The 24,856-nt window shown below is 72.0% G+C and carries 19 protein-coding genes; 7 read left to right on the top strand and 12 right to left on the bottom strand.

The features are described from left to right. Window positions 1-81 precede the first annotated feature (81 nt). On the top strand, window positions 82-1,284 hold the full coding sequence (locus DI272_RS12725; protein WP_109495479.1) for a sulfate adenylyltransferase subunit 1: 1,203 nt from the start codon (window positions 82-84) through the stop codon (window positions 1,282-1,284). Between the two features lie 14 nt (window positions 1,285-1,298). Here the strand turns inward: DI272_RS12725 and DI272_RS12730 are convergent, their stop codons facing one another. After that, window positions 1,299-3,638, bottom strand: coding sequence for a bifunctional salicylyl-CoA 5-hydroxylase/oxidoreductase (locus tag DI272_RS12730; RefSeq protein ID WP_109495480.1), 2,340 nt, complete (start codon window positions 3,636-3,638; stop codon window positions 1,299-1,301). Beyond that, window positions 3,638-4,465, bottom strand: coding sequence for an enoyl-CoA hydratase family protein (locus DI272_RS12735; protein ID WP_109495481.1), 828 nt, complete (start codon window positions 4,463-4,465; stop codon window positions 3,638-3,640). Before DI272_RS12735 ends, DI272_RS12730 begins: the two co-directional genes overlap by 1 nt. 308 nt (window positions 4,466-4,773) lie before the next feature. On the opposite strand from DI272_RS12735, the gene DI272_RS12740 reads away from it, so the two are divergent. Continuing rightward, window positions 4,774-5,226, top strand: a complete 453-nt coding sequence (locus tag DI272_RS12740) for an ATP-binding protein (RefSeq protein WP_109495482.1) — start codon at window positions 4,774-4,776, stop codon at window positions 5,224-5,226. Here DI272_RS12740 and DI272_RS12745 read toward each other — a convergent pair. The 3 genes from DI272_RS12745 to DI272_RS12755 form a co-directional block, all read right to left on the bottom strand. Then, complete coding sequence (locus DI272_RS12745; RefSeq protein WP_109495483.1) at window positions 5,186-6,613, bottom strand: amino acid permease; 1,428 nt, start codon at window positions 6,611-6,613, stop codon at window positions 5,186-5,188. The genes DI272_RS12740 and DI272_RS12745 overlap by 41 nt on opposite strands. 102 nt (window positions 6,614-6,715) lie before the next feature. Then, a complete protein-coding gene (argF, locus tag DI272_RS12750) occupies window positions 6,716-7,723 on the bottom strand; it encodes an ornithine carbamoyltransferase (RefSeq protein WP_109495484.1) in 1,008 nt (335 codons plus the stop codon). Between the two features lie 63 nt (window positions 7,724-7,786). Continuing rightward, on the bottom strand, window positions 7,787-9,010 hold the full coding sequence (locus tag DI272_RS12755) for an arginine deiminase (RefSeq protein WP_109495485.1): 1,224 nt from the start codon (window positions 9,008-9,010) through the stop codon (window positions 7,787-7,789). A 120-nt stretch (window positions 9,011-9,130) separates the two neighbouring features. Here DI272_RS12755 and DI272_RS12760 point away from each other — a divergent pair, with 120 nt between their 5' ends. Both DI272_RS12760 and DI272_RS12765 read left to right on the top strand, forming a co-directional pair. Further along, entirely contained in the window at window positions 9,131-10,270 is a 1,140-nt protein-coding gene (locus tag DI272_RS12760) for an SPFH domain-containing protein (RefSeq protein WP_109495486.1), read from the top strand. Beyond that, window positions 10,267-11,157, top strand: coding sequence for an NAD(+)/NADH kinase (locus DI272_RS12765; RefSeq protein WP_109495487.1), 891 nt, complete (start codon window positions 10,267-10,269; stop codon window positions 11,155-11,157). Before DI272_RS12760 ends, DI272_RS12765 begins: the two co-directional genes overlap by 4 nt. A gap of 34 nt (window positions 11,158-11,191) precedes the next feature. Here the strand turns inward: DI272_RS12765 and DI272_RS12770 are convergent, their stop codons facing one another. Together DI272_RS12770 and DI272_RS12775 are read right to left on the bottom strand one after the other, a co-directional pair. Further along, window positions 11,192-13,735 carry a polynucleotide kinase-phosphatase gene (locus DI272_RS12770; protein WP_109495488.1) on the bottom strand — a complete coding sequence of 848 codons (2,544 nt, stop codon included), beginning with the start codon at window positions 13,733-13,735 and terminating at the stop codon, window positions 11,192-11,194. Continuing rightward, window positions 13,732-15,267: a 3' terminal RNA ribose 2'-O-methyltransferase Hen1 gene (locus DI272_RS12775; RefSeq protein WP_109495489.1), complete on the bottom strand. Its 1,536-nt coding sequence runs from the start codon at window positions 15,265-15,267 to the stop codon at window positions 13,732-13,734. Before DI272_RS12775 ends, DI272_RS12770 begins: the two co-directional genes overlap by 4 nt. Window positions 15,268-15,360: 93 nt before the next feature. Here DI272_RS12775 and DI272_RS12780 point away from each other — a divergent pair, with 93 nt between their 5' ends. After that, window positions 15,361-16,161 (top strand): SAM-dependent methyltransferase, encoded by an 801-nt coding sequence (locus DI272_RS12780; RefSeq protein ID WP_109495490.1) that lies wholly within the window; start codon window positions 15,361-15,363, stop codon window positions 16,159-16,161. A gap of 65 nt (window positions 16,162-16,226) precedes the next feature. On the opposite strand, the gene DI272_RS12785 is transcribed toward DI272_RS12780, so the two are convergent. Then, a complete protein-coding gene (locus DI272_RS12785; protein ID WP_109495491.1) occupies window positions 16,227-17,150 on the bottom strand; it encodes an LLM class F420-dependent oxidoreductase in 924 nt (307 codons plus the stop codon). A 237-nt stretch (window positions 17,151-17,387) separates the two neighbouring features. Here DI272_RS12785 and DI272_RS44475 point away from each other — a divergent pair, with 237 nt between their 5' ends. After that, window positions 17,388-17,552, top strand: a complete 165-nt coding sequence (locus DI272_RS44475) for a hypothetical protein (RefSeq protein WP_181387173.1) — start codon at window positions 17,388-17,390, stop codon at window positions 17,550-17,552. Between the two features lie 280 nt (window positions 17,553-17,832). Here DI272_RS44475 and DI272_RS12795 read toward each other — a convergent pair whose 3' ends face one another. The 4 genes from DI272_RS12795 to DI272_RS12810 all read right to left on the bottom strand — a co-directional run bounded on the left by DI272_RS12795 (window position 17,833) and on the right by DI272_RS12810 (window position 20,565). After that, window positions 17,833-18,303, bottom strand: coding sequence for a DUF6099 family protein (locus tag DI272_RS12795; RefSeq protein WP_109495493.1), 471 nt, complete (start codon window positions 18,301-18,303; stop codon window positions 17,833-17,835). A gap of 221 nt (window positions 18,304-18,524) precedes the next feature. Continuing rightward, the gene (locus tag DI272_RS12800; RefSeq protein ID WP_109495494.1) at window positions 18,525-18,851 is read right to left on the bottom strand and encodes a nucleotide pyrophosphohydrolase; all 327 of its coding nucleotides are present in this window, start codon (window positions 18,849-18,851) and stop codon (window positions 18,525-18,527) included. Next, window positions 18,848-20,080 carry an ATP-binding protein gene (locus DI272_RS12805; RefSeq protein ID WP_258314538.1) on the bottom strand — a complete coding sequence of 411 codons (1,233 nt, stop codon included), beginning with the start codon at window positions 20,078-20,080 and terminating at the stop codon, window positions 18,848-18,850. Before DI272_RS12805 ends, DI272_RS12800 begins: the two co-directional genes overlap by 4 nt. Before the next feature lie 92 nt (window positions 20,081-20,172). After that, window positions 20,173-20,565 (bottom strand): cell division protein SepF, encoded by a 393-nt coding sequence (locus DI272_RS12810; protein WP_181387174.1) that lies wholly within the window; start codon window positions 20,563-20,565, stop codon window positions 20,173-20,175. A 176-nt stretch (window positions 20,566-20,741) separates the two neighbouring features. Between DI272_RS12810 and DI272_RS12815 the strand changes: the two genes are divergently transcribed. Continuing rightward, window positions 20,742-24,809: a bifunctional nitrate reductase/sulfite reductase flavoprotein subunit alpha gene (locus DI272_RS12815; protein WP_109495496.1), complete on the top strand. Its 4,068-nt coding sequence runs from the start codon at window positions 20,742-20,744 to the stop codon at window positions 24,807-24,809. The last annotated feature ends 47 nt before the right edge of the window (window positions 24,810-24,856 follow it).

Here is a 24,856-nt window from a genome sequence, read left to right on the forward strand (position 1 = left end):
CGAGCGCGGCGCGACCCGCGCCGACGACAAGATGTCCGAGGCCGCGATGGAAGACCGCAAGCGCGAAGGGTATTTCTAGACATGACCGTTGACACGTTGCGGTTCGCGACCGCGGGCTCCGTCGACGACGGCAAGTCCACCCTCGTCGGCCGGCTGCTGCACGACTCCAAGTCGGTCCTCACCGACCAGCTGGAGGCCGTGGAACGGGCCTCCGCGTCACGCGGCCAGGAAGGCCCCGACCTCGCGCTGCTCACCGACGGTCTGCGGGCCGAGCGCGAGCAGGGCATCACCATCGACGTCGCCTACCGCTACTTCGCCACGGCCAAGCGCCGGTTCATCCTCGCCGACACCCCCGGCCACGTGCAGTACACCCGCAACATGGTCACCGGCGCCTCCACCGCCGAGCTGACGGTGATCCTCATCGACGCCCGCAACGGTGTCGTCGAACAGACCCGCCGGCACGCCGCGATCGCCGCTCTGCTGCGCGTCCCGCACGTCGTCCTCGCCGTCAACAAGATGGATTTGGTCGGCTACCAGGAGAAGGAGTTCCAGCGGATCGTCGAGGACTTCGCCGGTCACGCGGCCGAACTGGGCCTGCCGTCCTTCACGCCGATCCCGGTCTCCGCGCTCGCCGGTGACAACGTGGTGGACCGCTCGGCGGCCATGGACTGGTACGACGGTCCGGCGCTGCTGGAGTTCCTGGAGACCGTGCCCGTGGGCGTCGAGGCCGCCGACGCGCCCGCCCGCTTCCCCGTGCAGTACGTCATCCGGGACGGCGAAGTCCGCCACTACGCGGGCCAGTTGGTGTCGGGGACGCTGCGGGTCGGTGACCGGGTCACCGTCCACCCGTCCGGGGAGACCTCCGAGATCACCGGCATCGACGTGCTCGGCGTCCCCGCGGAGGTGGCGTACGCGCCGCAGTCCGTCGGGGTGCGCCTCGCCGACCAGCGGGACGTCTCGCGCGGCGACATGATCACGGCCGGGGCCGACGTCCCGGCGCTCACCCGGGAGGTCCGGGCGGCCGTGTGCCATCTGGCCGGCCGTCCGCTGCGGGTCGGCGACCGCGTCCTGGTCCGGCACACCACACGGACCGTGCAGGCCATCGTCAAGGACCTGGCCGGGGCCGCCGAGTTGAGCGCGAACGACCTCGGCCGCGTCACCCTGCGCACCGCCGAGCCGCTGGCCCTCGACGACTACGCCGTCTCCCGCCGCACCGGCGCGTTCATCCTGATCGACCCCGCGGACGGGGCGACGCTGACCGCGGGCATGGCCGAGCTGCCGTAATCCCCCGATCGCCCTCAAGTGCCGAGCGTCAGCCGGGGCTTGGGGGCGTCGGTGCGGCCGGTCTGCGGGCGGCGGCTGCCCGCCCGGTACGGGTCCGGCCAGACGACGCCGGGTCCGTCGTAGCCCTGCTCGGCGGCGGCGTGCAGGGTCCAGTGCGGGTCGTAGAGATGGGGGCGGGCGAGGGCGCACAGGTCCGTACGCCCGGCCAGGATCAGCGAGTTGACGTCGTCCCAGGAGGAGATCGCACCGACCGCGATCACCGGGACGCCGGTCTCGTGGCGGATGCGGTCCGCGAAGGGCGTCTGGTACGACCGCCCGAAATCCGGCTGTTCGTCGGCCACGACCTGTCCGGTGGACACGTCGATGGCGTCGGCGCCGTGCGCGGCGAAGGCACGGGCGATCTCCACGGCGTCTTCCGCCGATGTGCCGCCCTCGGCCCAGTCGGTGGCGGAGATGCGCACGGTCATGGGCCGCTCGTCCGGCCATACGCCCCTGATCGCGTCGAAGACCTCCAGCGGGAAGCGGAGGCGTTTCGCGAGCGTCCCGCCGTAGGCGTCGGTGCGGTGGTTGGTGAGCGGGGAGAGGAAGCCGGAGAGCAGGTAGCCGTGCGCGCAGTGGAGTTCGAGGAGGTCGAAGCCCGCGCGGGCGGCCCGCCAGGCGGCGGCCGTGAACTGTTCGCGCAGGTCGGTGAGTTGGGCGCGGGTGAGGGCGCGCGGGGTCTGGCTGCCGGGCCGGTACGGCAGCGGGGAGGCGGCGACGAGGGGCCAGTTGCCGTCGGGCAGCGGCTCGTCCATGCCGTCCCACATGAGCTTGGTCGAGCCCTTGCGGCCGGAGTGCCCGAGCTGCACGCCGATCGCGGTGCCCGGCGCCTGCGCGTGCACGAAGTCGGTGATCCGCTTCCATGCCTCGGCCTGCTTGCCGTTGTAGAGGCCGGTGCAGCCGGGCGTGATCCGGCCCTCCTCGCTGACGCAGACCATCTCGGTCATCACCAGGCCCGCCCCGCCGAGCGCCCGCGCTCCGAGGTGGACGAGGTGGAAGTCGCCGGGGAGGCCGTCGGTGGCCGAGTACATGTCCATGGGGGACACGACGACCCGGTTGCGCAGGGTCAGTCCGCGCAGCCGGAACGGCGTGAACATCGGGGGCGTGCCGGGCGGGCAGCCGAACTCGCGCTCGACCGCTCCGGTGAAGCGGGCGTCGCGCAGCCGCAGGTTGTCGTGGGTGACGCGGCGGCTGCGGGTGAGGAGGTTGAAGGCGAACTGGCGGGGCGGCTGATCGAGGTAGCGGGCGAGGTTCTCGAACCACTCCAGGCTGGCGCGGGCGGCACGCTGGGTGGAGGCGACGACGGGCTTGCGTTCCTCCTCGTACGCCTTGAGCGCCTTCGCGAGGTCGGGGTGTTCCTCCAGACAGGCGACGAGGGCGAGGGCGTCCTCGACGGCGAGTTTGGTGCCGGAGCCGATGGAGAAGTGCGCGGTGTGGGCGGCGTCGCCCAGCAGGACCGTGGTGCCGTGGGACCAGTGCTCGTTGACGACCGTGCGGAAGGTCGTCCAGGCCGAGTTGTTGGAGCGCAGCGGCCTGCCGCCGAGCGCGTCCGTGAAGATCTTGGCGCAGCGGTCGAGCGACTCCTGGGTGTCGAGTTCCGCGAAACCGGCCGCCTGCCAGACCTCCTCGCGCATCTCGACGATCACGGTGGAGGCGTCGGAGGAGTACGGGTAGCCGTGCAGCTGCATCACGCCGTGTTCGGTCTCGGCGATCTCGAAGCGGAAGGCGTCGAAGGCGAAGTCGGCGGCGAGCCAGATGTACCGGCAGCGGTGGGTGGTCACCCGGGGGCGGAACGCCTGCCGGTGGGCCTCGCGGGTGGTGCTGTTGATGCCGTCGGCGGCGATGACGAGGTCGTGGGTGGCGGCCGGGTCGGGCGGGGCCTCGGTGCGGAAGCGGAGGTCGACGCCGAGGTCGCGGCAGCGGGAGTGCAGGATCTCCAGCAGGCGCCTGCGGCCGAGGGCGGCGAAGCCGTGTCCTCCGGAGGTGTGGCGGGTTCCTCGGTGGACGATGTCGATGTCGTCCCAGCGGACGAAGTCCTGCTGGAGGGCCTCGTAGACCTGCGGGTCGGCGTGTTCTATGCCGCCCAGGGTTTCGTCGGAGAGGACTACTCCGAAGCCGAAGGTGTCGTCGGGGGCGTTGCGTTCCCAGACGGTCACTTGGCGGGCGGGGTCCAGGCGTTTCAACAGGGCGGCTGCGTAGAGGCCGCCGGGGCCGCCGCCGATGATCGCGACGCGTAGGGGGTGGTGCGTGACCGTTGGCGGATGCAGGTCGCATGTGGCTGATCGCGCAGTTCCCCGCGCCCCTTGGGGCGTCATCACCGGCCCTGCCACTTTGGCGCCCTTTTCTCCTTGAACGCCCTATGGAACTCCGCGTAATCCTCCCCGTTCATCAACAACGCCTGGGTCGACGCGTCCAGTTCCACCGCCGCCGCCAGCGGCATGTCCAGCTCCGCCGTGAGCAGGGCCTTCGTCTGGGCGTAGGCCAGTGCGGGGCCGTCGGCCAGGCGGCGGGCGAGGGCCTGGGCCGCCTCGTCCACCCTGCCCTCGTCCGTGAGCTCGCTGATCAGGCCGATCCGTTCCGCTTCCGGTGCCCGGACCGGTTCGCCCAGCATCAGCAGCCGGGTCGCGTGGCCGAGGCCCACCACGCGCGGGAGCAGGTACGCGGCGCCCATGTCGCCGCCCGACAGGCCCACCCGCGTGAACAGGAAGGCGAAGCGGGCGGTCGGGTCGGCCACCCGGAAATCCGCGGCGAGGGCCAGCACCGCACCCGCGCCCGCCGCCACGCCGTGCACCGCGGCGATCACGGGGAACGGGCACTCCCGTACGGCGCGCACGACCTGCCCCGTCATCCGGTTGAAGTCGAGGAGCTGGGCGGTGTCCATCGACAGGGTCGCGCCGATGATCTCGTCGACGTCACCGCCGGAGCAGAAGCCGCGTCCCTCGCCGGCCAGCACCAGCGCCCGCACCGAGCGTTCCCGGGCGAGTTCGGCGAGGAGGTCGCGCAGGTCGGCGTAGGCGCCGAAGGTGAGCGCGTTGAGTTTGTCGGGGCGGGCGAGGGTGACGGTGGCGACGCCCGCGGTGAGGTCCACCCGCAGGTGCTCCCAGTGGGCGGTTCGGGCGGCGGAGCCGGTGAAGGGACTCATGCGTGCGGCCTCCCCAGGTGAGGTGCGTGCGCTCTACCCGCGCTCTGCGCTCTGCCCTTCGAAGTTATCACTCATCTTTGACTGTCGTCACGAGCCCGCGATAACACCGTCCGGTTGTGACCCGTCCCCGTCACATCCGTCACGGCTCGTCGACAGAGCGGCAACGACGGGAGCAGCCGTGCGAGGCGGGGCGTTGTCGGGGGTAAGCCGCCCGGTAGCGGGGCCGAAGGTCCCGTACGGTGCCTGTCCGACGCCTCTGCCGGGCGGCGCCGTACCATTCATAAGGTTGAAAGCAGGACAGCCTGCTCATGAACGGAACCGCCGTGCAAGAACGCCCCTCAGCCTCCGCCTCCTGGCGTGTCGCGCTGCCCCACTCCGCCGCGGCGGTGCCCGTGGCGCGTGCGCTGGTGCGGACGGCGCTCGCCGACCTGAAGCACGGGGCCGACTGTGACACCGCTGAGCTGCTGACGGCCGAGCTGGTCGCCAACGCCGTCGAGCACACCGCCGGGGACTCCCCGATAGAGCTGGTCGTGGAGCTGCTGCCGAGCGGCTGCCAGGTCGAGGTCCATGACCCGGACCCGTCCCCGCCCGGCGATCTCACCCGCCCGCACGGCGGGGAGCCCGACCCCTGGCAGGAGCACGGACGCGGGCTGCTGCTGATCCGCGCCCTCAGCTCGTCCTGCGGGCACCGCCCCACCGAGTCCGGCAAGGCGGTGTGGTTCAGACTGCCACTGGTTCCGCCTCAGTGGCGTCCGGCGTGACCGTCGCGAGCCTTGAGTTCCGGCGGCCGTAACCGGCGTAGATCAGGAATCCGATCGCCAGGAACACCGCGAACTGGATCCAGGTCGTCCAGCCGGTCTCGTACATCAGGTACAGGCAGAAGCCGATGCCGAGCAGCGGTACGACGGGGTAGAGCGGCACGCGGAAGGTGCGGGCGAGACCCGGTTCCGTGCGGCGCAGGGCGAGGACCGCGAGGTTGACCACCGCCATGACGGCGAGCGTGCCGATGGTGCACAGGTCCACCACCGCGTCCAGGGACGCGAAGGCCGCGGGGACGGCGAAGACGGCCGCGACGATGAGGGTGCCGGCGACGGGCGTGGCGGTCCTCGGGGAGACCTTCTCGAAGACGCGCGGGATCAGCCCGTCGCGGGACATGGACATCAGGATGCGGGTCTGGCCGTACATCACGGCCAGGACGACGGACGCGATGGCGACGACCGCGCCGAAGGCGATGACCCCGCCGCCGACCGACGAGCCCGTCACCTCGTTGACGACGTACGACAGGGCGGCCGGCCGGCCACCGACCTCGGCGCCGCCGATGGCGCCGATCGCGGCGAGGGCGACCGCGCAGTACAGCAGGGTGACCAGGCCGATGCAGACGAGGATCGCGACCGGGATGTCGCGGCGGGGGTTCTTCGCCTCCTCGCCGGCCGTGGTGATCGCGTCGAAGCCGATGTACGAGAAGAACGCGGCCGTGGTGCCGGCGCCGATGCCGCCGAGGCCGGCCGGGGAGAACGGCGTGAGGTTGCCGTCCTTGAAGGCGGTGAACCCGATCGCGCAGAAGGCGACGAGGATCGCGAGCTTGAGCACGGCCATCGCGGCGGTCGCGCGGGCGCTCTCGCGGACACCGCGCACGAGGAGGACCGAGGCCAGCGCGATCACGATCACGGCGGGCAGGTTGATCACGCCGCCGTCGCCGGGACCGGCGGACAGGCCGGCCGGGATCTGCCATCCGACGAGGCTGTCGAGGAGCTCGTTGACGTACTGGCTCCAGCCGACCGCCACGGCCGACACCGAGACGCCGTACTCGAGGAGCAGGCACCAGCCGACCAGGAAGGCCGTGCGCTCGCCGAGACCGGCGTAGGCGAAGGAGTACGACGAGCCGGAGACCGGGATCGCGCCGCCCAGCTCGGCGAAGGCGAACGCGGTGAGGACGCAGGTGATCGCGGCGAGGACGAAGGAGACGACGACGGCCGGACCGGCCTGGGCGACCGAGTCGGACAGCCCGACGAAGATGCCGGTGCCGACGATCGCGCCGAGACCGAAGCAGATCAGCTGGAAGAGGCCCATCGTGCGACGGAGGCCATGGCCCTCGCGGTCGGTGCCGGACTCGGCGACCAGCAGGGCGGGGGACTTTCTGCGGGGCATGCGGGTGGTGCTCGTTTCTGGTGGTGCGGTGCGACGGGGTGGTGTCGCGGGCGGCGGCGCCGGAAGGGGTGGCTCCGGGCCGCCGCACAGAATAAGCCCTGATCAGGCAAGCGTCGCCACGAGGACGGCCTTGATGGTGTGCAGCCGGTTCTCCGCCTCGTCGAAGACGACGGAGTGCGGCGACTCGAAGACCTCGTCGGTCACTTCGAGGGAGTCGAGGCCGTGCGACTCGTAAATCTCCTGGCCGACCTTGGTGCCCAGGTCGTGGAAGGCCGGGAGGCAGTGCATGAACTTGACGTCCGGGTTGCCGGTGGCGCGCAGCACGTCCATCGTCACGGCGTACGGCTTGAGGGCGTCGATCCGCTCGTCCCAGACCGCCTTCGGCTCCCCCATGGAGACCCAGACGTCGGTGACGACGAAGTCGGCGCCGTGCACGCCCTCCGCCACCGACTCGGTGAGGGTGATGCGGGCGCCGCTGTCGGCGGCGAGTTCGCGGGCCCGCTCCACGACGCTCTCGGCGGGCCAGTAGGTCTTCGGGGCGACGATCCGGACGTCCATGCCGAGCAGGGCGCCGGTGATCAGGTAGGAGTTGCCCATGTTGAAGCGGGCGTCGCCGAGGTAGGCGAAGACGATCTCCCCGACCGGCTTGCCGCTGTGCTCGGTCATGGTGAGGACGTCGGCGAGCATCTGGGTGGGGTGCCAGTCGTCGGTGAGGCCGTTGTAGACGGGGACGCCGGCGTACGCGGCCAGCTCCTCGACCTTCTGCTGGCTGTCGCCGCGGTACTCGATGCCGTCGTACATCCGGCCCAGCACGCGCGCGGTGTCCCGCACGGACTCCTTGTGGCCGATCTGCGAGCCCACCGGGTCGAGGTACGTCGTGGCGGCGCCCTGGTCGGCGGCGGCGACCTCGAACGCGCAGCGGGTGCGCGTCGAGGTCTTCTCGAAGATCAGCGCGATGTTCTTGCCCTGGAGGTGGCGGGTCTCGGTCCCGGACTTCTTGGCCGCCTTCAGCTCGGCGGCCAGCCCGACGAGACCGAGGAACTCCTCCGCCGTGAAGTCCAGTTCCTTGAGGAAGGGACGCCCGGCGAGGGCGGTCGGGACAGTCGCCATGGGGCGCTCCAGAGGTGGTACGGGACAAGGGGACTCTGGAAGTCTATACGATGATTGGCATTTCTATACAGGCGCCCGCTCCACCGGACAGCTCATGCACCGCGGTCCACCCCTCCCCCGGCCCAGCTCGCTGCCCGGGATCTCGATGACCTCGATGCCTTGCTTTCTGAGATGGGTATTGGTGGTGGCGTTGCGTTCGTAGGCGACCACGACGCCCGGCTCGACGGCCAGCACGTTGCAGCCGTCGTCCCACTGCTCCCGCTCGGCGGCATGGACGTCCTGCGTGGCGGTCAGCACCCGGATCTCGCTCAGTCCCAGCGCGGCGGCGATCGCGCGGTGCATGTGCTCCGGCGGGTGGTCGGTGACCTTCAGCTCCTTGTCGCCGGCGCCCGGTTCGATGGTGTACGAGCGGAGCATGCCGAGCCCGGCGTACTGGGTGAAGGTGTCGCCGTCGACCATCGTCATCACGGTGTCGAGGTGCATGAAGGCCCGCCGCTTGGGCATGTCGAGCGCCACGATCGTCCGCGCCGAACCGGCCGCGAAGAGCTTGTGCGCGAGCATCTCCACGGCCTGCGGGGTCGTCCGCTCGCTCATGCCGATGAGGACGGCGCCGTTGCCGATGACGAGGACGTCCCCGCCCTCGATGGTGGACGGGTAGTCGGCCTGCCCCTCGCTCCAGATGCGGAACGGCTCGTCGCGGAAGAGGGGGTGGTGGCGGTAGATGGCCTCGAAGTGGACCGTCTCCCGCTGCCGGGCGGGCCAGCGCATGGCGTTGACGGAGACGCCGTCGTAGATCCAGGCGGAGGTGTCGCGGGTGAAGAGGTGGTTGGGCAGGGGGGCGAGGAGGAAGTCGTCGAGGTCCATGACGTGGAAGCGGACCGAGACCGGTTCCTCGTGGGCGTCGAGGAACTCCCGCTTGGTCATGCCGCCGACGAGCGCCTCGGCGAGTTCGGGCGCGGGCAGCGTCTCGAAGGCGGCGCGCAGAGGGTCGGTGGCGAGGACGCCGTACTCCTTCTCGTCGAAGACCCGGTCCAGGACGAGGGTGCGGGCCGCCGGGATCGCCAGGGCCTCGGTGAGCAGTTCGCCGAAGAGGTGGACGGTGACGCCGCGGTCGCGCAGCACGTCCGCGAAGCCGTCGTGCTCGGCGCGCGCCCGGCGCACCCAGAGCACGTCGTCGAAGAGGAGGGCGTCCTTGTTGCTGGGGGTGAGCCTTTTGAGCTCGAGATCCGGCCGGTGCAGGATGACGCGGCGCAGCCGCCCGGCCTCGGAGTCGACGTGGAATCCCATGCCTCCATCCTGACCATCGAGGACCGGATTCACCCCCTGCTTGACCGGTTCTCGTTCTCGTCCCATTGACGACAACCAGCACTCCGCTTTATCGTCGCAGAGACGAAAAGAGGGGGTCTCGTGGCCGACATCACCCGGCGCCTGGGCTGGCGCCATCTGCGCGGCGCGCCCACGGCGCACATCCGGCACCACCGCGGCGGAAAGCTGCTGCACGACGGCACGGGGCTGAGCTTCTGGTTCCGCGCGCTGACCGCCGCGCTCTCCGAAGTACCGGTCGACGACCGGGAGTTGGCGATGACCTTCCACGCCCGTACGTCCGACTTCCAGGACGTGGCGGTGCAGGCGACGGTGACCTACCGGATCAGCGACCCGGCGCTCGCCGCCACCCGTCTGGACTTCTCGGTCGACCCGGACACCGGCGCCTGGCGCGGCACCCCGCTCGAACAGCTCGGAACCTTGCTGACGGAGACCGCACAGCAGCACGCGCTGGACGTGTTGGCCCGTACGACGTTGTCGGCGGCGCTGGTGGACGGCGTGACGGCGGTCCGCGAACGGGTCGCGGCGGGGCTGGCGGCGGAGCCGCGCCTGCCGGCCACCGGCATCGAGGTGGTGGCGGTGCGCGTGGTGGCCCTGCGCCCGGAGCCGGAGGTCGAGCGGGCGCTGCGCACCCCGGCGCGCGAGCAGATCCAGCAGGAGGCGGACCGGGCGACGTACGAACGGCGGGCGGTGGCCGTCGAACGGGAGCGGACGATCGCCGAGAACGAGCTGGCGAGCCAGATCGAACTCGCCCGCCGCGAGGAGCAGTTGGTCGAGCAGCGGGGCACGAACGCGCGACGCGAGGCCGAGGAGCACGCGGCGGCCGACGCGGTACGGGCCGAGGCGGAGGCGGCTCGGTCGGTGAAGCTCGCGGAGGCGGAGGCGGCGCGGTCCGTGAAGCTCGGCGAGGCCGAGGCGGCGCGGACGGTGCGGCTCGCGGAGGCGGAGGCGGCGCGGTCGGTGAAGCTCGGCGAGGCCGAGGCCGCGCGGTCGGTGCGGCTCGCCCGGGCGGAGGCCGAGGCGGCGCGTGCGGTGGGCGAGGCGCGGGCCCAGGCACAGGCGGCCTGGCTGGCCGTGCACGCGGACGTGGACCCGGCCGTCCTGCACGCGCTCACCGGGACCCGGCTCGCGGAGAACCTGCCGCGGATCGAGAACGTCACCATCTCCCCGGACGTCCTGACCGGCCTGCTCGCCAGGCTCGGCGCCTCGCGGGACCCGGCGTGAGCCTCGCCCCGCGGGTCGTCCTGGTCCATCGCACCACGGAGTACGAGGAGTTGGTGGCCCACCACGGCACCCACGGCCAGGCCGCCTTCTTCCTCTCCTCCCGCGGCCGGGACATCGAGGAACTGGCGGAACGCCACCGCCGCACCCGCGCCGCGCTGGCGGAGGTGACGGCGGCGATCCCCCTGACCTGGCGTCAGAGCCGGGTCGAGCGGGCCGACCTGGACCGCTTCCTGTTCGCCCCGGAGGACGTGGTGGTCGTCGTCGGCCAGGACGGCCTGGTGGCGAATGTCGCCAAGTACCTCGCCGGGCAACCGGTGTTGGGGGTGGACGCCGACCCCGGACGCAACCCGGGCGTACTGGTGCGGCACCGGCCGGCGGAGGTGGCCAGGCTGCTGCCGGCCGTGGACCGGGAGGTCGACGAGCTGACGATGGTGGAGGCCGTGGCCGACGACACCCAGCGGCTGCTCGCCCTCAACGAGATCTACCTCGGCGCCGCCGGCCACCAGACCGCCCGCTACCGCCTGGGCCTCGACGACGACGGGGGTGCCGTCGAGGCCCAGGCCTCCTCCGGGGTGCTGGTGGGCACGGGGACGGGCGCGACGGGCTGGCTGCGGTCGGTGTGGCGGGAGCGGGGCGCGCAGCTGCGGCTCCCCAGCCCCTCGGAGGAACGCCTGCTGTGGTTCGTACGCGAGGCCTGGCCGTCCCCCGCGACCGGAACGTCCCTGGTGGCGGGCGAGTTGTCGGCTTCCGCGCGGCTTCGGCTCACCGTCGAGTCGGAGCGGCTGATCGCCTTCGGGGACGGCATGGAGGGGGACGCGGTGGAGCTGACGTGGGGGCAGTCGGTGCGGGTGGGGGTGTGCCGGGAGCGGCTGCGGCTGGTGGGGTGACCGCACCCGGCCCCCCACCCACCGCCCTACGCCGTCACAGCCGCGGGTCGACCGGCTCCGACTCCAGCGCCAGCACCCCGAACACCGCCTCGTGCACCCGCCACAGCGGCTCGCCCTCGGCCAGCCGGTCCAGGGCCTCCAGGCCGAGCGCGTACTCGCGGATCGCGAGGGAGCGCTTGTGGTTCAGGAAGCGTCCCCGCAGGCGGGCGAGGTTCTCCGGCCGCGTGTACTCCGGGCCGTAGATGATCCGCAGGTACTCACGGCCCCGGCACTTGATGCCGGGCTGCACCAGACGGCCCTCCGCGCTGCGCACGACCGCCCCCAGCGGCTTGACGACCATGCCCTCGCCGCCGCGGCCGGTCATCTCCAGCCACCAGTCGACGCCCGCCCGCACCGACTCGGGGTCGGCCGTGTCCACGTACAGGCGCCGGGTGGTCTGCAGCAGGCCCGTGCCGTCGTGCTCCACCAGCCGGTCCAGCAGGGCCAGTTGCTCGTCGTGCGGCAGGCCCGCGAGGCTGCGGCCCTGGACCGCCAGGATCTGGAACGGCGCCAGGCGGACGCCGTCCAGGCCGTCCGTGGTCCAGCAGTAGCGGCGGTACGCCTCCGTGAACGCGGCCGCGTCCGAGGCCCTCGCACGCTGCCGGTCCAGCAGCTCGCCCACGTCGACGCCGCGCGCCGCCGCGCCCTCCAGGGCGGCCACCGCACCCGGGAGCACCGCCCCGGACGCGGCGCCGACGGCGGCGTACTGCGAGCGCAGCAGCCCCGCCGCCTTCAGCGACCACGGCATCAGTTCGGCGTCCAACAGCAGCCAGTCGGTGTCGAGTTCGGACCACAGGCCGGCCTCGTCGACCGCCGCGCGCACCCGCCCGAGGATCTCCTCGGTCACCGACTCGTCGTCGAAGAACGGGCGCCCGGTGCGGGTGTAGAGGGACCCCGTGGGCCCGTCCACGCCGAAGCGCTTGCGCGCCGCCGCCGCGTCCCGGCACACCAGCGCCACCGCCCGAGAGCCCATGTGCTTCTCCTCGCACACGACCCGCGCGACCCCGTCGGCCGCGTACTGCGCGAACGCCTCCGCCGGGTGCTCCAGGTAGCCCTCGATGTGCGAGGTCGCCGTCGGGGCCATGGTCGGCGGGAGGTACGGCAGCAGCCGCGGGTCCACCGCGAAACGGCTCATGACCTCCAGCGCCGCCGCCGCGTTCTCCTCACGGACGGCGACCCGGCCCTGGTGCCGGGTCTCGACGACCCGCCGTCCGTGCACGTCCGCCAGGTCCAGCGGACGGCCGTCGTGCCCGCCCGGCGCCTCCGACCTCAGCGGCTTCGTCGGCTCGTACCAGACCCGCTCCGCCGGTACGTCGACCAGCTCCCGCTCCGGCCAGCGCAGCGCGGTCAGCTTGCCGCCGAACACGGCGCCGGTGTCCAGGCAGATGGTGTTGTTGAGCCAGGTCGCCTCCGGGACCGGGGTGTGGCCGTAGACCACGGCCGCCCGGCCCCGGTAGTCCTCCGCCCACGGGTAGCGCACCGGCAGGCCGAACTCGTCGGTCTCGCCGGTCGTGTCGCCGTACAGCGCGTGCGAGCGGACCCGGCCGGAGGTGCGGCCGTGGTACTTCTCCGGCAGACCGGCGTGGCAGACCACCAGCCGGCCGCCGTCGAGGACGTAGTGGCTGACGAGGCCGTCGATGAACTCCCGTACCTCGGCGCGGAACTCCTCGCTCTGCCCCTCCATCTGCTCGATCGTCTCGGCCAGGCCGTGGGTGTGCTGGACGTTACGGCCCTTGAGGTGACGGCCGAACTTGTTCTCGTGGTTGCCGGGCACACACAGGGCGTTGCCCGACTTCACCATCGACATCACGCGGCGCAGCACGCCCGGGCTGTCCGGGCCGCGGTCGACGAGGTCGCCGACGAAGACCGCGGTACGGCCCTCCGGGTGGACGCCGTCGGTGTAGCCCAACTTGCCGAGCAGCGACTCCAGTTCGCTCGCGCAGCCGTGGATGTCGCCGACGATGTCGAAGGGGCCGGTGAGGTGGGTCAGGTCGTTGAACCGCTTCTCGGTGACGACGGTGGCGTGCTCGATGTCGTCCACGCCCCGCAGGACGTGGACCTTGCGGAAGCCCTCGCGCTCCAGGTGCCGGAGCGAGCGGCGCAGTTCGCGGATGTGCCGCTTGATGACCCGGACCGGCATGTCGGCCCGGTCGGTGCGGCCCGCGTTGCGCTCGGCGCACACCTCCTCCGGCACGTCCAGCACGATGGCGATGGGCAGCACGTCGTACTGCCGGGCCAGGTCGATCAGCTGCTTGCGGGCGTCCGACTGCACGCTGGTGGCGTCCACGACCGTGCGGCGGCCGGCGGCGAGCCGCTTGCCGGCGATGTAGTGGAGCACGTCGAAGGCGTCCTTCGTCGCGCTCTGGTCGTTCTCGTCGTCGGAGACCAGGCCCCGGCAGAAGTCCGAGGAGATCACCTCGGTGGGCTTGAAGTGCCTGCGGGCGAAGGTCGACTTGCCGGAGCCGGAGGCGCCGACGAGGACGACGAGGGAGAGGTCGGTGACGGGAAGGACCCGTCCCTGCCGCTGCGTCTCGGTCATGCTGCCTTCGCCTCCTTCTCGGTCTCGGTGCCGTTCTTGGTGTCGGGCGTGGTGTCGGTCGTGGTCTTGGCGTCGGCCTTGGCCCTGGTGTCGGTCCTGATCTCGAACACCGCCATCTGGGTGGGCGGTCCCACCTCGGGGTCGTCCGGGCCCACCGGCACGAACTCCACGTCGTACCCGTGCCGTTCGGCCACCGTCCCGGCCCAGGTCCGGAACTCCGCCCGCGTCCACTCGAACCGGTGGTCGCCGTGCCGGACATGCCCGGCCGGGAGGGACTCCCAGCGGACGTTGTACTCGACGTTCGGGGTCGTCACGAGGACGGTCCGCGGACGCGCGGCGCCGAACACGGCGTACTCCAGGGCGGGCAGCCGGGGCAGGTCGAGGTGTTCGATGACCTCGCTCAGCACGGCGGCGTCGTAGCCCTTGAGCCGCTTGTCGGTGTAGGCCAGCGAGCCCTGGACGAGCTTGACGCGCGAGGCCTGCCGCTCTCCCATCCGGTCCAGCTTCAGCCGCCGGGAGGCGATGGTGAGCGCGCGCATCGACACGTCGACGCCCACGATCTCGGTGAACCGCACGTCCTTGAGCAGCGCCTGCACCAACTGCCCCTGTCCGCACCCGAGATCGAGCACGCGCGCGGCACCGGCCGCCTGGAGCGCGGCGATGATCGCGTCCCGGCGCTGCACGGCGAGCGGGGTGGGCTTGCGCTCCTCCTCGGTCTCGGCCTCGACGGCGTTGTCGATCTCCTCGACCTCGCTGTCGTCGGTCTCGGCGAGGCGCACCAGTTCGAGCCGCTCCATCGCCTGGCGGGTCAGCGACCAGCGGCGCGAGAGGTACCGGCTGGTGATGAGCTTCTGCTCCGGGTGCTCGGGCAGCCAGCCCTCACCGGCGCGCAGCAGCTTGTCGACCTCGTCGGAGGCGACCCAGTAGTGCTTGGCGTCGTCGAGGACGGGGAGCAGGACGTACAGATGCCGCAGCGCCTCGGCGAGGGTCCGTGCGCTGGACTCCAGTTCGAGCCGCACGTAGCGCGAGTCGCCCCATTCGGGGAACCGCTCGTCCAGCGCGACGGGTGTGACGGTGACCGTCCACCCCAGCGGCTCGAAGAGCCGTCGTACCAGCTCCGGACCGCCCCTGGCCGGCAGCGCGGGCACCTCGATGCGCAGCGGCAGCGGCTGCGCGGCCCGCTCGGGCCGGGCGTTGCACACGCCGCGCATGGCGCTGGAGAAGACGCTGCTGAGCGCCACGGCGAGCAGCGAAGAGGCCGCGTACGGGCGGTCGTTGACGTACTGCGCGAGCGCCGCGTCGGGTGCGCCGCCGCGCCCCTTGCCCTTCCCCTTGCGCACCAGCGCCACGGCATCGACCTCCAGGAGCAGGGCCGCCGTGCAGCGCTCGGGCTGCGCCTCGGGGTAGAGGACATGGGCCTTGCCGTAGGAGGTGGAGAACGCCTGCGCCTTCTCGGGATGCTTGTGCAGCAGGTAGCCGAGGTCGGTGGCGGGGCGTTCCGGGGTGCCGGTGGTGGTGATCGTAAGGAACACGGGCGTGGCCTCAAGTAGGGTCTGAACTGCTGATATGCACACCGTACAGACCGGACATCGGCAGCACTCGGGAATTTTCGCCAGGAGGCCCACGTGACAGACGCCGGATCGGGCGCGGCCCGCATAGACACGAGCAAGCCCCACTCCGCGCGGATGTACGACTACTTCCTCGGCGGGAAGGACAACTATCCCGTCGACGTGGCCGCGGCCGAGCAGGTCGTCTCGCTCTTCCCCGCCGTGGGGGAGATGGCGCGGACCAACCGCGCGTTCATGCACCGTGCGTCGCGGTTGCTGGCCGGGCGGGGTGTGCGGCAGTTCCTGGACATCGGCGCCGGCATCCCGACCCGGCCGAACCTCCACCAGATCGTGCAGGACGTCGTCCCGGACGCCCGCGTGGTGTACGCGGACAACGACCCGATAGTCCTCCGGCACGCCGAGGCGCTGCTGCACAGCACGCCGGAGGGCAGGACGGCGTACGTGCAGGGGGACGTACGGGAGCCTGGGAAGATCCTGGCGGCGGCGCGGGAGACGCTGGACTTCTCCGAGCCGATCGCGCTGTCGCTGGTGGCCCTGCTGCATCTGGTGGCGGACGAGGACGAGCCCGGCCGGATCGTGCGCGAGCTGCTCGGCGCGCTGCCGTCCGGCAGTCATGTGACCCTCTCCCACGCCACGGGGGACTTCGATCCGGAGACCTGGGAGCGGGTGGTGGAGGTGTACCGCAAGGGCGGCACCGCGGCCCAGGTGCGTTCGCGCACCGAGTTCTCCGCCTTCTTCGAGGGACTGCAACTGCTGGAACCCGGCGTGGTGCTGGCCGCCGAGTGGCATCCCGAACCCGGGGAAGGGCAGGGGGATGCGGAGATCCCGTTGTACGTGGGGATCGGCCGCAAGCCGTGACGCGGGACCGTCCGGTGGAGGGCGCGCCGCAGCGCACGGTCCACCGGACGGTCGGGCGGGAGTGCTCAGGCCAGCTGTGACTGCACCTGCGAGGAGAGCAGCTCCAGGTGGTCCAGGTCGTCGAGGTCGAGGAGCTGGAGGTAGAGGCGCTGCGAGCCGATCTCCTGGTAGCGGCCGATCTTGTCGACGACCTCGGCCGGGGAGCCCGCCAGGCCGTTGGCCTTCAGCTCGGGCACCTCGCGGCCGATCGCGGCGGCGCGGCGGGCGACCTCCTGGTCGTCCTTGCCGACGCAGACGACGAGGGCGTTGGAGCAGACGAGGTCGCCGGCCTTCCGGCCGGCCTCCTCGGCGGCGGCGCGGACCCGGCCGAACTGGCGCTCGCTGTCCTCGACGGAGCCGAACGGCATGTTGAACTCGTCGGCGTACTGCGCGGCGAGACGCGGGGTACGGGTCGGTCCGTGGCCGCCGACGAGCACCGGGATCTTCGCCTGGGCCGGCTTGGGCAGGGCGGGTGAGCCGGTCAGGTCGTAGTACTTGCCGTGGAAGTCGAAGGTGTCGCCGAGCTTGGTCTCCCACAGGCCGGTGACGATGGCCAGCTGCTCCTCCAGGCGGCCGAACTTCTCCTTCGGGAACGGGATGCCGTACGCCTGGTGCTCCTCCTCGAACCAGCCCGCGCCGAGGCCGAGTTCGACGCGGCCGCCGGACATCTGGTCGACCTGTGCGACCTGGATGGCGAGCACGCCGGGCAGCCGGAAGGTACCGGCGGTCATCAGGGTGCCGAGGCGGATGCGCTTGGTCTCCCGGGCGAGGCCGGCGAGGGTGATCCAGGCGTCGGTGGGGCCGGGGAGGCCGTCGACGGAGCCCATCTTCAGATAGTGGTCGCTGCGGAAGAAGGCGTCGAAGCCGAGGTCCTCGGTGGCCTTGGCGACGGCGAGAAGGGTGTCGTAGGTGGCCCCCTGCTGGGGCTCGGTGAAGATGCGAAGATCCATACCTCCATCCTGCATGGTCGGGTACCGGTCAACCCCACTGGTCCCTCCGGCCGCGCGCCGCCCCGGTCGGGTGAAAATCCGTCAACGCGGTGCACGGGGGCTGCCCAGGCCAGTGACCCGAGGGACGTGATGATCGTTGCTCGGGCGGAGCCGGACCGACCGGCGCCCGCGCCGGCCGGTCAGCGCCGGGCGTCAAGGTGTCGGCCTCCCGTGGAGGCCTGGGCCGAGGAGGCCGTCATGTCCGAAGAATCCGTCCCGCAGCAAGGTGGCGAGGCCGGCCGGCCGAAGGGATTGCTGCAGCAGATGGAGGAGCTGATGGCGGCCCTCAACGCGGACCTCTCCGCCCTGGACGCGGATCTCCAGTCGGCAGGGCGAGGGGTGGAGGAGACCGAGGTCAAGTAGAGCGGGACGCGCGGGACGGGCCCCAGGAGGGGCCCAGGCCGCCGCCCCACCGCCTTGTCGCGAGAGCCCCCGGCGCCGCCGGGCCTCCCCAGGGCCGTCAGCCCCAGCACCGCAGCCACTCAGGCTCGTCAGCACCACCACCACCCAGAACCGATCAGCCCCACCCCGGCCGACCCCCGTCAGCACCACAGCCGCCCAGGCTCGTCAGCATCACCAACGCCCAGAGCCGATCAGCCCCACCGCGACCGACGCCCGTCAGCACCACAGCCGCCCAGGGCCGTCAACCCGCCTCCCGCTCCGGGACCCCCTGTTCGCCCTCCGCCAGCTTGCGCAGCATGTCGCGGACGCGGTCGCGGGATTCGTCCGCCGCGTCGATCGCCTCCATGCACTGCCAGTACGTGCCCTCGTCGTCCGCCGCGCAGGCCAGGCCCACCAGGGCGATGCCCACCTCGCCGAGGAGGCCGCCCAGGCAGACGAGGGCCTGGCGGGCGTCGCCCAGTTCGGTGAGCTGGGCGGCGCGCAGGTCGGCGGTCTCGATGTCGGGGCGGTCCAGGACCCCGCAGCCCCGGCCCGCCAGCTCGGTCAACCCGAGTGCCTCACCCCTCAGTTGGGGAGGCCCGAAGACGGCGAGTCTGCTCCCTATCGCCTGCGCGAGGGCCTGGGCCTGCCAGACCTCGGTCATGATCTGCGGCGCGTCTCCGCTCCCCACGAGGGCACGCCTGCTCGTCACGATGAGCCGCACCGCGTCCATCCGCTGCCCCCGTCCCTCCCGACGCGCCTCGGCGCCCGTCCGCCCGAACTCCGTTGTCCACTACCCAGAGTGAAGGCGGACGAGACGAAAAGCCAGAGGAAGGCGGAAATCTGCGGACAACGAATCGATTTCGGGCCGGAGTTCGACTGCGGAGAGTGAAAACGGACTGAACGACTCCCAACCGGCGCGCCCTCACGGCACCGGAACCTCGGCTCGTTCCCTCACGGCACCGGAAACCTCCGCTCGTTCCGGTCGATCTTCGCGTCCAGCGCCGCCAGCGGATCGATCCCGAGCACCTCGCACAGCTGGAGCAGATACGCGAGGACGTCGGCGACCTCGTCCGTGACGCGGTGCGCGGTGCCGGCGTCGTCCATGACCCGTGCCGACTCCTCCGGCGTCAACCACTGGAAGATCTCCACCAGTTCGGAAGCCTCCACGCTGAGCGCGGCGACGAGGTTCTTGGGGGTGTGGTACGGCTGCCAGTTGCGGGCCGCCGCGAACTCGGCCAACCTGCGTTGCAGCCCCGCCACATCGAGATGCTCTGTCACGGCTCCAGGTGTACCACCGTGACCCCCTCCGTCCCCGCGGCCCAGGACGCGTCGGTCGCCGTACCGAGCAGCCGGATGTGCCCCCGGTCGCACATCCGGGCCGCGAGCCGCAGGAGTTCGTCGCGTTGCCGTGGGTCCAGTCGCCGGTCGACGTCGTCGGCGAGGACCGTCAGCGCCTGCATCGCGGCCGGCACCTCACCCACCGGGTCGACCTCCAGCACCCCGGGCCCGGTGAACAGCACCAGGGCGAGCGCGAGGTACCGCAACTCCCCGTCGCCGAGCCGCCCGAGCGCCGTACGCACCCCGTCGCCGCGGTCCAGCACCGCCCGGACCGTCCCGTCGCCGAGCGGCTCGGCCAGCACGTCCGTCACGGGGCCCGCGCACCCGGCGCGCACGGCGGCGACGAACTGCGCGTGCCGTCGGCCGCACTCCGCGCGGGTGCGCGCCAGCACGTCGGCGAGGTTGTCGCAGCCGCCGAGCAGCCGTCCGGAGCCGGTGGGGACGGGCAGCCGCATCCGGTCGGGACGCGGATCGCAGGCGAACACCGACCGCAGGGCCACCACCATCTGTTCGGCGGCGGCGAGCACCCGGCGCTGCCCGTCGGTCTTGCCCGCCACACGTAACGGAAGCAGTGCGGTGCCAAGGCGGTCGTCCGGGAGCGGGCCACGGGTCACGGGCGTGGCCCCGGCGGTGTGCCAGGCGGCCTGCACGGCGCGGCGCGAGGGGTCGCGCAGCGCCGTCTCCAGCAGGACCAGGCCCCCGGACGTCAGCCGCTCCCCCACGATCCGCAGGTCGGGCTCGGCCTGCACGGCGACATCGAGCCGTACCGGGCCCTCGGGGCCGTCCGCCGTACAGCCGATCCGGAAACCGCGGCGGCGCTGGGCATCGGGCCGGGCCCGTTCCGGCACCCAGGCCCGCGGGTCGGCGAAGACCTCTCCGAGCCCGGCGCCGCCGCCGAGCCGGGCCAGCGCCTCGTAGGCCCGCAGGGCGCTCGTCTTGCCGCAGCCGCTGGGGCCGACGAGCAGGGTGAGCGGCCCGAGCGGAAGGCCGGCGCCGCGGTGGGCGGCGAAGGCGGACAGCCGCAGCTCGGTGAGGTGGGGACGGCGGGAGCGTCGGTCACCGGGTGCGGGACCCGCCGAGGAGATCTCCGCGGCCCGTGGGCGTCCTTGCGGCGGCACCACGGGTTCGGCGGAGACCGTCGACGCTGAGAACGCTGAAGAGACAGCCATATCCGGACCGTAGGACTCCGCCTCCGGCCGAACCGTTCCTCCGGGGCAGCCTTCCTACGATCGAGGGACCGGCGCACCCCGCAGGACCCCGCTCACACCCCCGCCGTGCCCGCGGCCCCTTCCATCAGTCCGCTGACCTCGGTCCCTGGCGGCGTCAGCAGGAACACGTTCCGATCGACCCGGTGCATCCCGCTGTTCAGCCCGAAGACGACGCCCGTGCTGAAGTCGAGGACCCGCTTGGCGACCTCGCCCTCCGCGCCGGTCAGGTCCAGCAGTACCGGAATGCCCGCCATGAGCGTCTCGGCGACCTCACGGGCGTCCCCGAACACGTTCACGCGGAGGACGACGAACCGGCGGCGGGGTTCCGTCGGCGCCTCCGGCATCGCCCGATGGCCCACCGAGGACGGCCAGGCGTCCCGGCCTCGCAACGGAACGACCTGGGCGAGCCCTTCCCATTGTTCATCGGTGACGTCGTGGCTGTTCACCGGCTCCCCCCGAAATCGCTCGCCTTCATTGCCTGCACCAGCCAATTCTTACGCCAAGTCACCCGTTCGGCCCAACAGCGACACGGACCGCCACCGCCACACCCCCTCACATCGGGCCACGGACCGCTGTGTGGCCGACGTAACTCCTCATGATCAAGCCATGTGACATCGGCGTAATGGGCGATTCGTACGCTCTCGGGCATGAGCCGGCCGCCGAGAAAGGGCAGCGTGTGACCCCCACCACCCCCACGTCACAGGTGCGCTCGGTCTGCTCCTACTGCGGGGTGGGCTGCGGGATCGTGCTGGACATCGGGATGGGGCCGGACGGCCGCCGTACCGTCCTGAAGGCCACCGGCGACAAGGCGCACCCGGCGAACGCCGGACGGCTGTGCACCAAGGGCGCCACCACGGCCGAGATGCTCGCCGCGCCCGGCCGGCTGACCACCGCGCTGGTCAGGGACGACCGGGGCGAGGAGCCGGTGCCCGCCCCGGTGGCGGACGCGATCTCCGAGACGGCCCGGCGGCTGCGCGAGATCGTCGACGCGCACGGGCCGGACGCCGTCGCCTTCTACGTCTCCGGGCAGATGAGCCTGGAGGCCCAGTACCTGGCGAACAAGCTGGCCAAGGGGTTCGTGCGGACGAACCAGATCGAGTCGAACTCCCGGCTGTGCATGGCCGGCGCCGGGGCCGGCTACAAGCTGTCGCTGGGCGCCGACGGGCCGCCGGGGTCGTACGAGGACTTCGACCGGGCCGATGTCTTCCTCGTCATCGGCTCGAACACGGCCGACTGCCACCCGATCCTCTTCCTGCGGATGATGGAGCGCGTCAAGGCGGGCGCCAAGCTGATCGTCGTCGACCCGCGGCGTACCGCGACGGCGGCGAAGGCCGATCTGTTCCTCCAGGTCAAGCCGGGCACCGACCTCGCCCTCCTCAACGGCCTGCTGCACCTGCTGCTCGCGAACGGCGACACCGACCCCGACTTCATCGCCGCGCACACCGAGGGCTGGGAGGCGATGCCCGAGTTCCTCGCCGACTACGCGCCCGCGGCCGTCGCGGAGATCACGGGTCTGGCCGAGGACGACCTGCGCACCGCCGCCCGGCTGATCGGCTCGGCCGGTGAGTGGATGAGCCTGTGGACCATGGGCCTCAACCAGTCCACGCACGGCACCTGGAACACCAACGCCCTGGTCAACCTGCACCTCGCCACCGGCGCCATCTGCCGCCCCGGCTCCGGCCCGTTCTCCCTCACCGGCCAGCCGAACGCGATGGGCGGGCGTGAGATGGGCTACATGGGCCCCGGTCTCCCGGGCCAGCGGTCGGTGCTCGTGGACGCCGAGCGCGAGTTCATCGAGGACCTCTGGGAGCTGCCCCCGGGCACCGTCCGCAAGGACGGCGTCGGCAAGGGCACGATCGAGATGTTCCAGAAGATGGCCGACGGCGAGATCAAGGCCTGCTGGATCATCTGCACCAACCCGGTCGCCTCGGTCGCCAACCGCCGTACCGTCATCGAGGGCCTGGAGGCCGCCGAGTTCGTCGTCACCCAGGACGTGTTCGGGGAGACGGAGACCAACGCGTACGCCGACGTCGTCCTGCCCGGCGCGCTGTGGACCGAGGGCGAGGGCGTCTTCGTCAACAGCGAGCGCAACCTCACCCTGACCGCCCCCGTCGCCGACCCGCCCGGGGAGGCGATGGCGGACTGGCGGATCATCGCGGCCGTCGCCCGGGAGATGGGGTACGAGAAGGGGTTCTCGTACGACAGTGCCGAGGACGTCTTCGAGGAGATCCGGCGCGCCTGGAACCCGGTCACGGGCTGGGACCTGCGCGGGGTGACGTACGAGCGGCTGCGCTCGACGCCCGTGCAGTGGCCGGCCGCCGCCGAGGACGGCCCCGCCCGCAACCCGATCCGGTACGTCGAGGGCGGCGAGCTCCGTTTCCCGACGCCGACCGGGCGTGCCGTCTTCCACGCCCGCCCGCACCTGCCGCCCGCCGAACTGCCGGACGACGACTTCCCGTTCGTCCTGAACACCGGGCGGGTGCAGCACCAGTGGCACACGCTGACCAAGACGGGCCGGGTCGCCAAGCTCAACAAGCTGAACCCGGGGCCGTTCGTGGAGCTGCACCCCGAGGACGCGCGGGCGCTCGGCATCGGGGACGGCGACGGGGTGGAGGTGGCCTCGCGGCGCGGCCGGGCGGTGCTGCCCGCCGTGGTCACCGACCGGGTCCGGCCGGGGTGCGTGTTCGCGCCGTTCCACTGGAACGACCTGTTCGGCGAGTACCTGAGCATCAACGCGGTGACCAGCGACGCCGTCGACCCGATCTCCTTCCAGCCCGAGTTCAAGGTGTGCGCGGTGTCGCTGGCGAAGGTGCACGAGCCGGCGGCTGTGCCCGCGTCGGACGTCATCGTCCCCACCTCCGTCACCCCCGGCACCGACCCTTTCGGCCTCGCCCCCGCGCCGCCGCCCGTCCTCAGCGCACAGGAACGCCTCTACCTCACCGGCTTCCTCGCCGGCATCGGCTCCGGCGCCCCGGGCGTCCCCGTACTGCCGCCGGACGCGCCCTTCAGTCCGGAGCACGCCCTGTGGGTGAACGGCGTCCTGGCCGGCATGTACTCGCGCTCGTCCGCGGTGCCGCAGGAGCGGCCGGGCCGCGAGATCGTCGTGCTGTGGGCCTCGCAGACCGGGAACGCCGAGGAGTTCGCGGGTGCCGTCGCCGACCGGCTGTCCGCGAGCGGACACCGCGCCACCCTCGTCGGCATGGACGACACCGATCCCGGCACCCTGCCGAAGGGCGCCGATCTGCTCCTCGTCACCAGCACCTTCGGCGACGGGGACGCTCCCGACAACGGCTCCGGCTTCTGGGAGTCGCTGGCGGCCGAGCAGGCGCCGCGCCTGGACGGCGTCCGGTACTCGGTACTGGCCTTCGGCGACTCGTCGTACGACGACTTCTGCGGCCACGGCCGCCGTCTGGACGCCCGTCTCGACGAGCTGGGGGCGGTCCGTCTCGCCCCGCGCACGGACTGCGAGCCGGACTACGAGCCGACCGCGGACGCCTGGCTGGAGCAGGTGCTGTCCGCGCTGGGCACCGAGGCAGCGCAGCAGGCGCCTCGGACACCGGCGGCACGCTCTCCCAAGCCCGCCGCCACCACCGCCCGGCTGGTCGGCAACCGCCTGCTGAGCCGGCCCGGCGCGGGCAAGGAGGTGCGGCGGTTCACCTTCGACACGAGCGGAACGCCCCTGACGTACGAGGCGGGCGACGCACTCGGTGTGCGTCCGGTCAACTCCCCCGCCCTGGTGCGGGAATGGCTCGCGGTGACCGGGGTCGACGGCTCGACGGCGGTGTCCGTGACGGGAGTCGGCGAGATCCCCTTCGACGAGGCCCTGCTCCGCCATCTGGACATCACCCGCATCACCCCCGACCTCCTCCGCTTCGTCGCCGAACACACCCGCGACGACCGGGAGTTGCGCCGCCTGCTGCGCCCGGACAACAAGGACGGCCTGGCGCAGTGGAGCTGGGGCCGGCAGGCGGTGGACGTGCTCGCCGAGCACCCGGTGCGGGTGAGCGCGGCGGACTGGGCGAGCGTGCTCAGGAAGCTGCAACCGCGGCTGTACTCCATATCGTCGAGCCCGCTGGCCGACCCGCACCTGGTGTCGCTCACCGTCTCCGTAATCCGGTACGAGAACCTGCACGGCACACCGCGCGGCGGGGTCTGCTCCCCGTTCCTCGCGGACGCGGCCACCGGCACCGAGGTGCCGGTCTTCGTGCAGTCCTCCCCGCACTTCCGCCCGCCCGCCGACGCGGCCACGCCCATGATCATGGTCGGCCCCGGCACCGGGGTCGCCCCGTTCGTGGGGTTCCTCCAGGAGCGCCGCGCGCTCGGTCACCGGGCGCCGAACTGGCTGTTCTTCGGCGAACAGCACCGCGCCAGCGACTTCTACTACCAGGACGAGCTGACCGGGCTGCTCGCCGAGGGCACTCTGACCCGCCTCGACACCGCCTTCTCCCGCGACCAGCGCCAGAAGGTGTACGTCCAGGACCGGATGCGCGAGCACGGTCCCGAGCTGTGGCGCTGGCTCCAGGACGGCGCCCACTTCTACGTCTGCGGTGACGCCTCCCGCATGGCGAAGGACGTGGACCGGGCCCTGCGGGACATCGCGGTGACGCACGGCGGTCTGAGCGAGGACGAGGCGGCGGCGTACCTCAAACAACTGGCGACGGCCAAGCGATATGTACGGGATGTTTACTGACGTACCAGATACACGCTGAGCCGCTTTTTTACCGGTCTCACACCGGA

The sequence above is a fragment of the Streptomyces sp. Act143 genome (genome assembly GCF_003143935.1).
Lineage (GTDB): Bacteria > Actinomycetota > Actinomycetes > Streptomycetales > Streptomycetaceae > Streptomyces.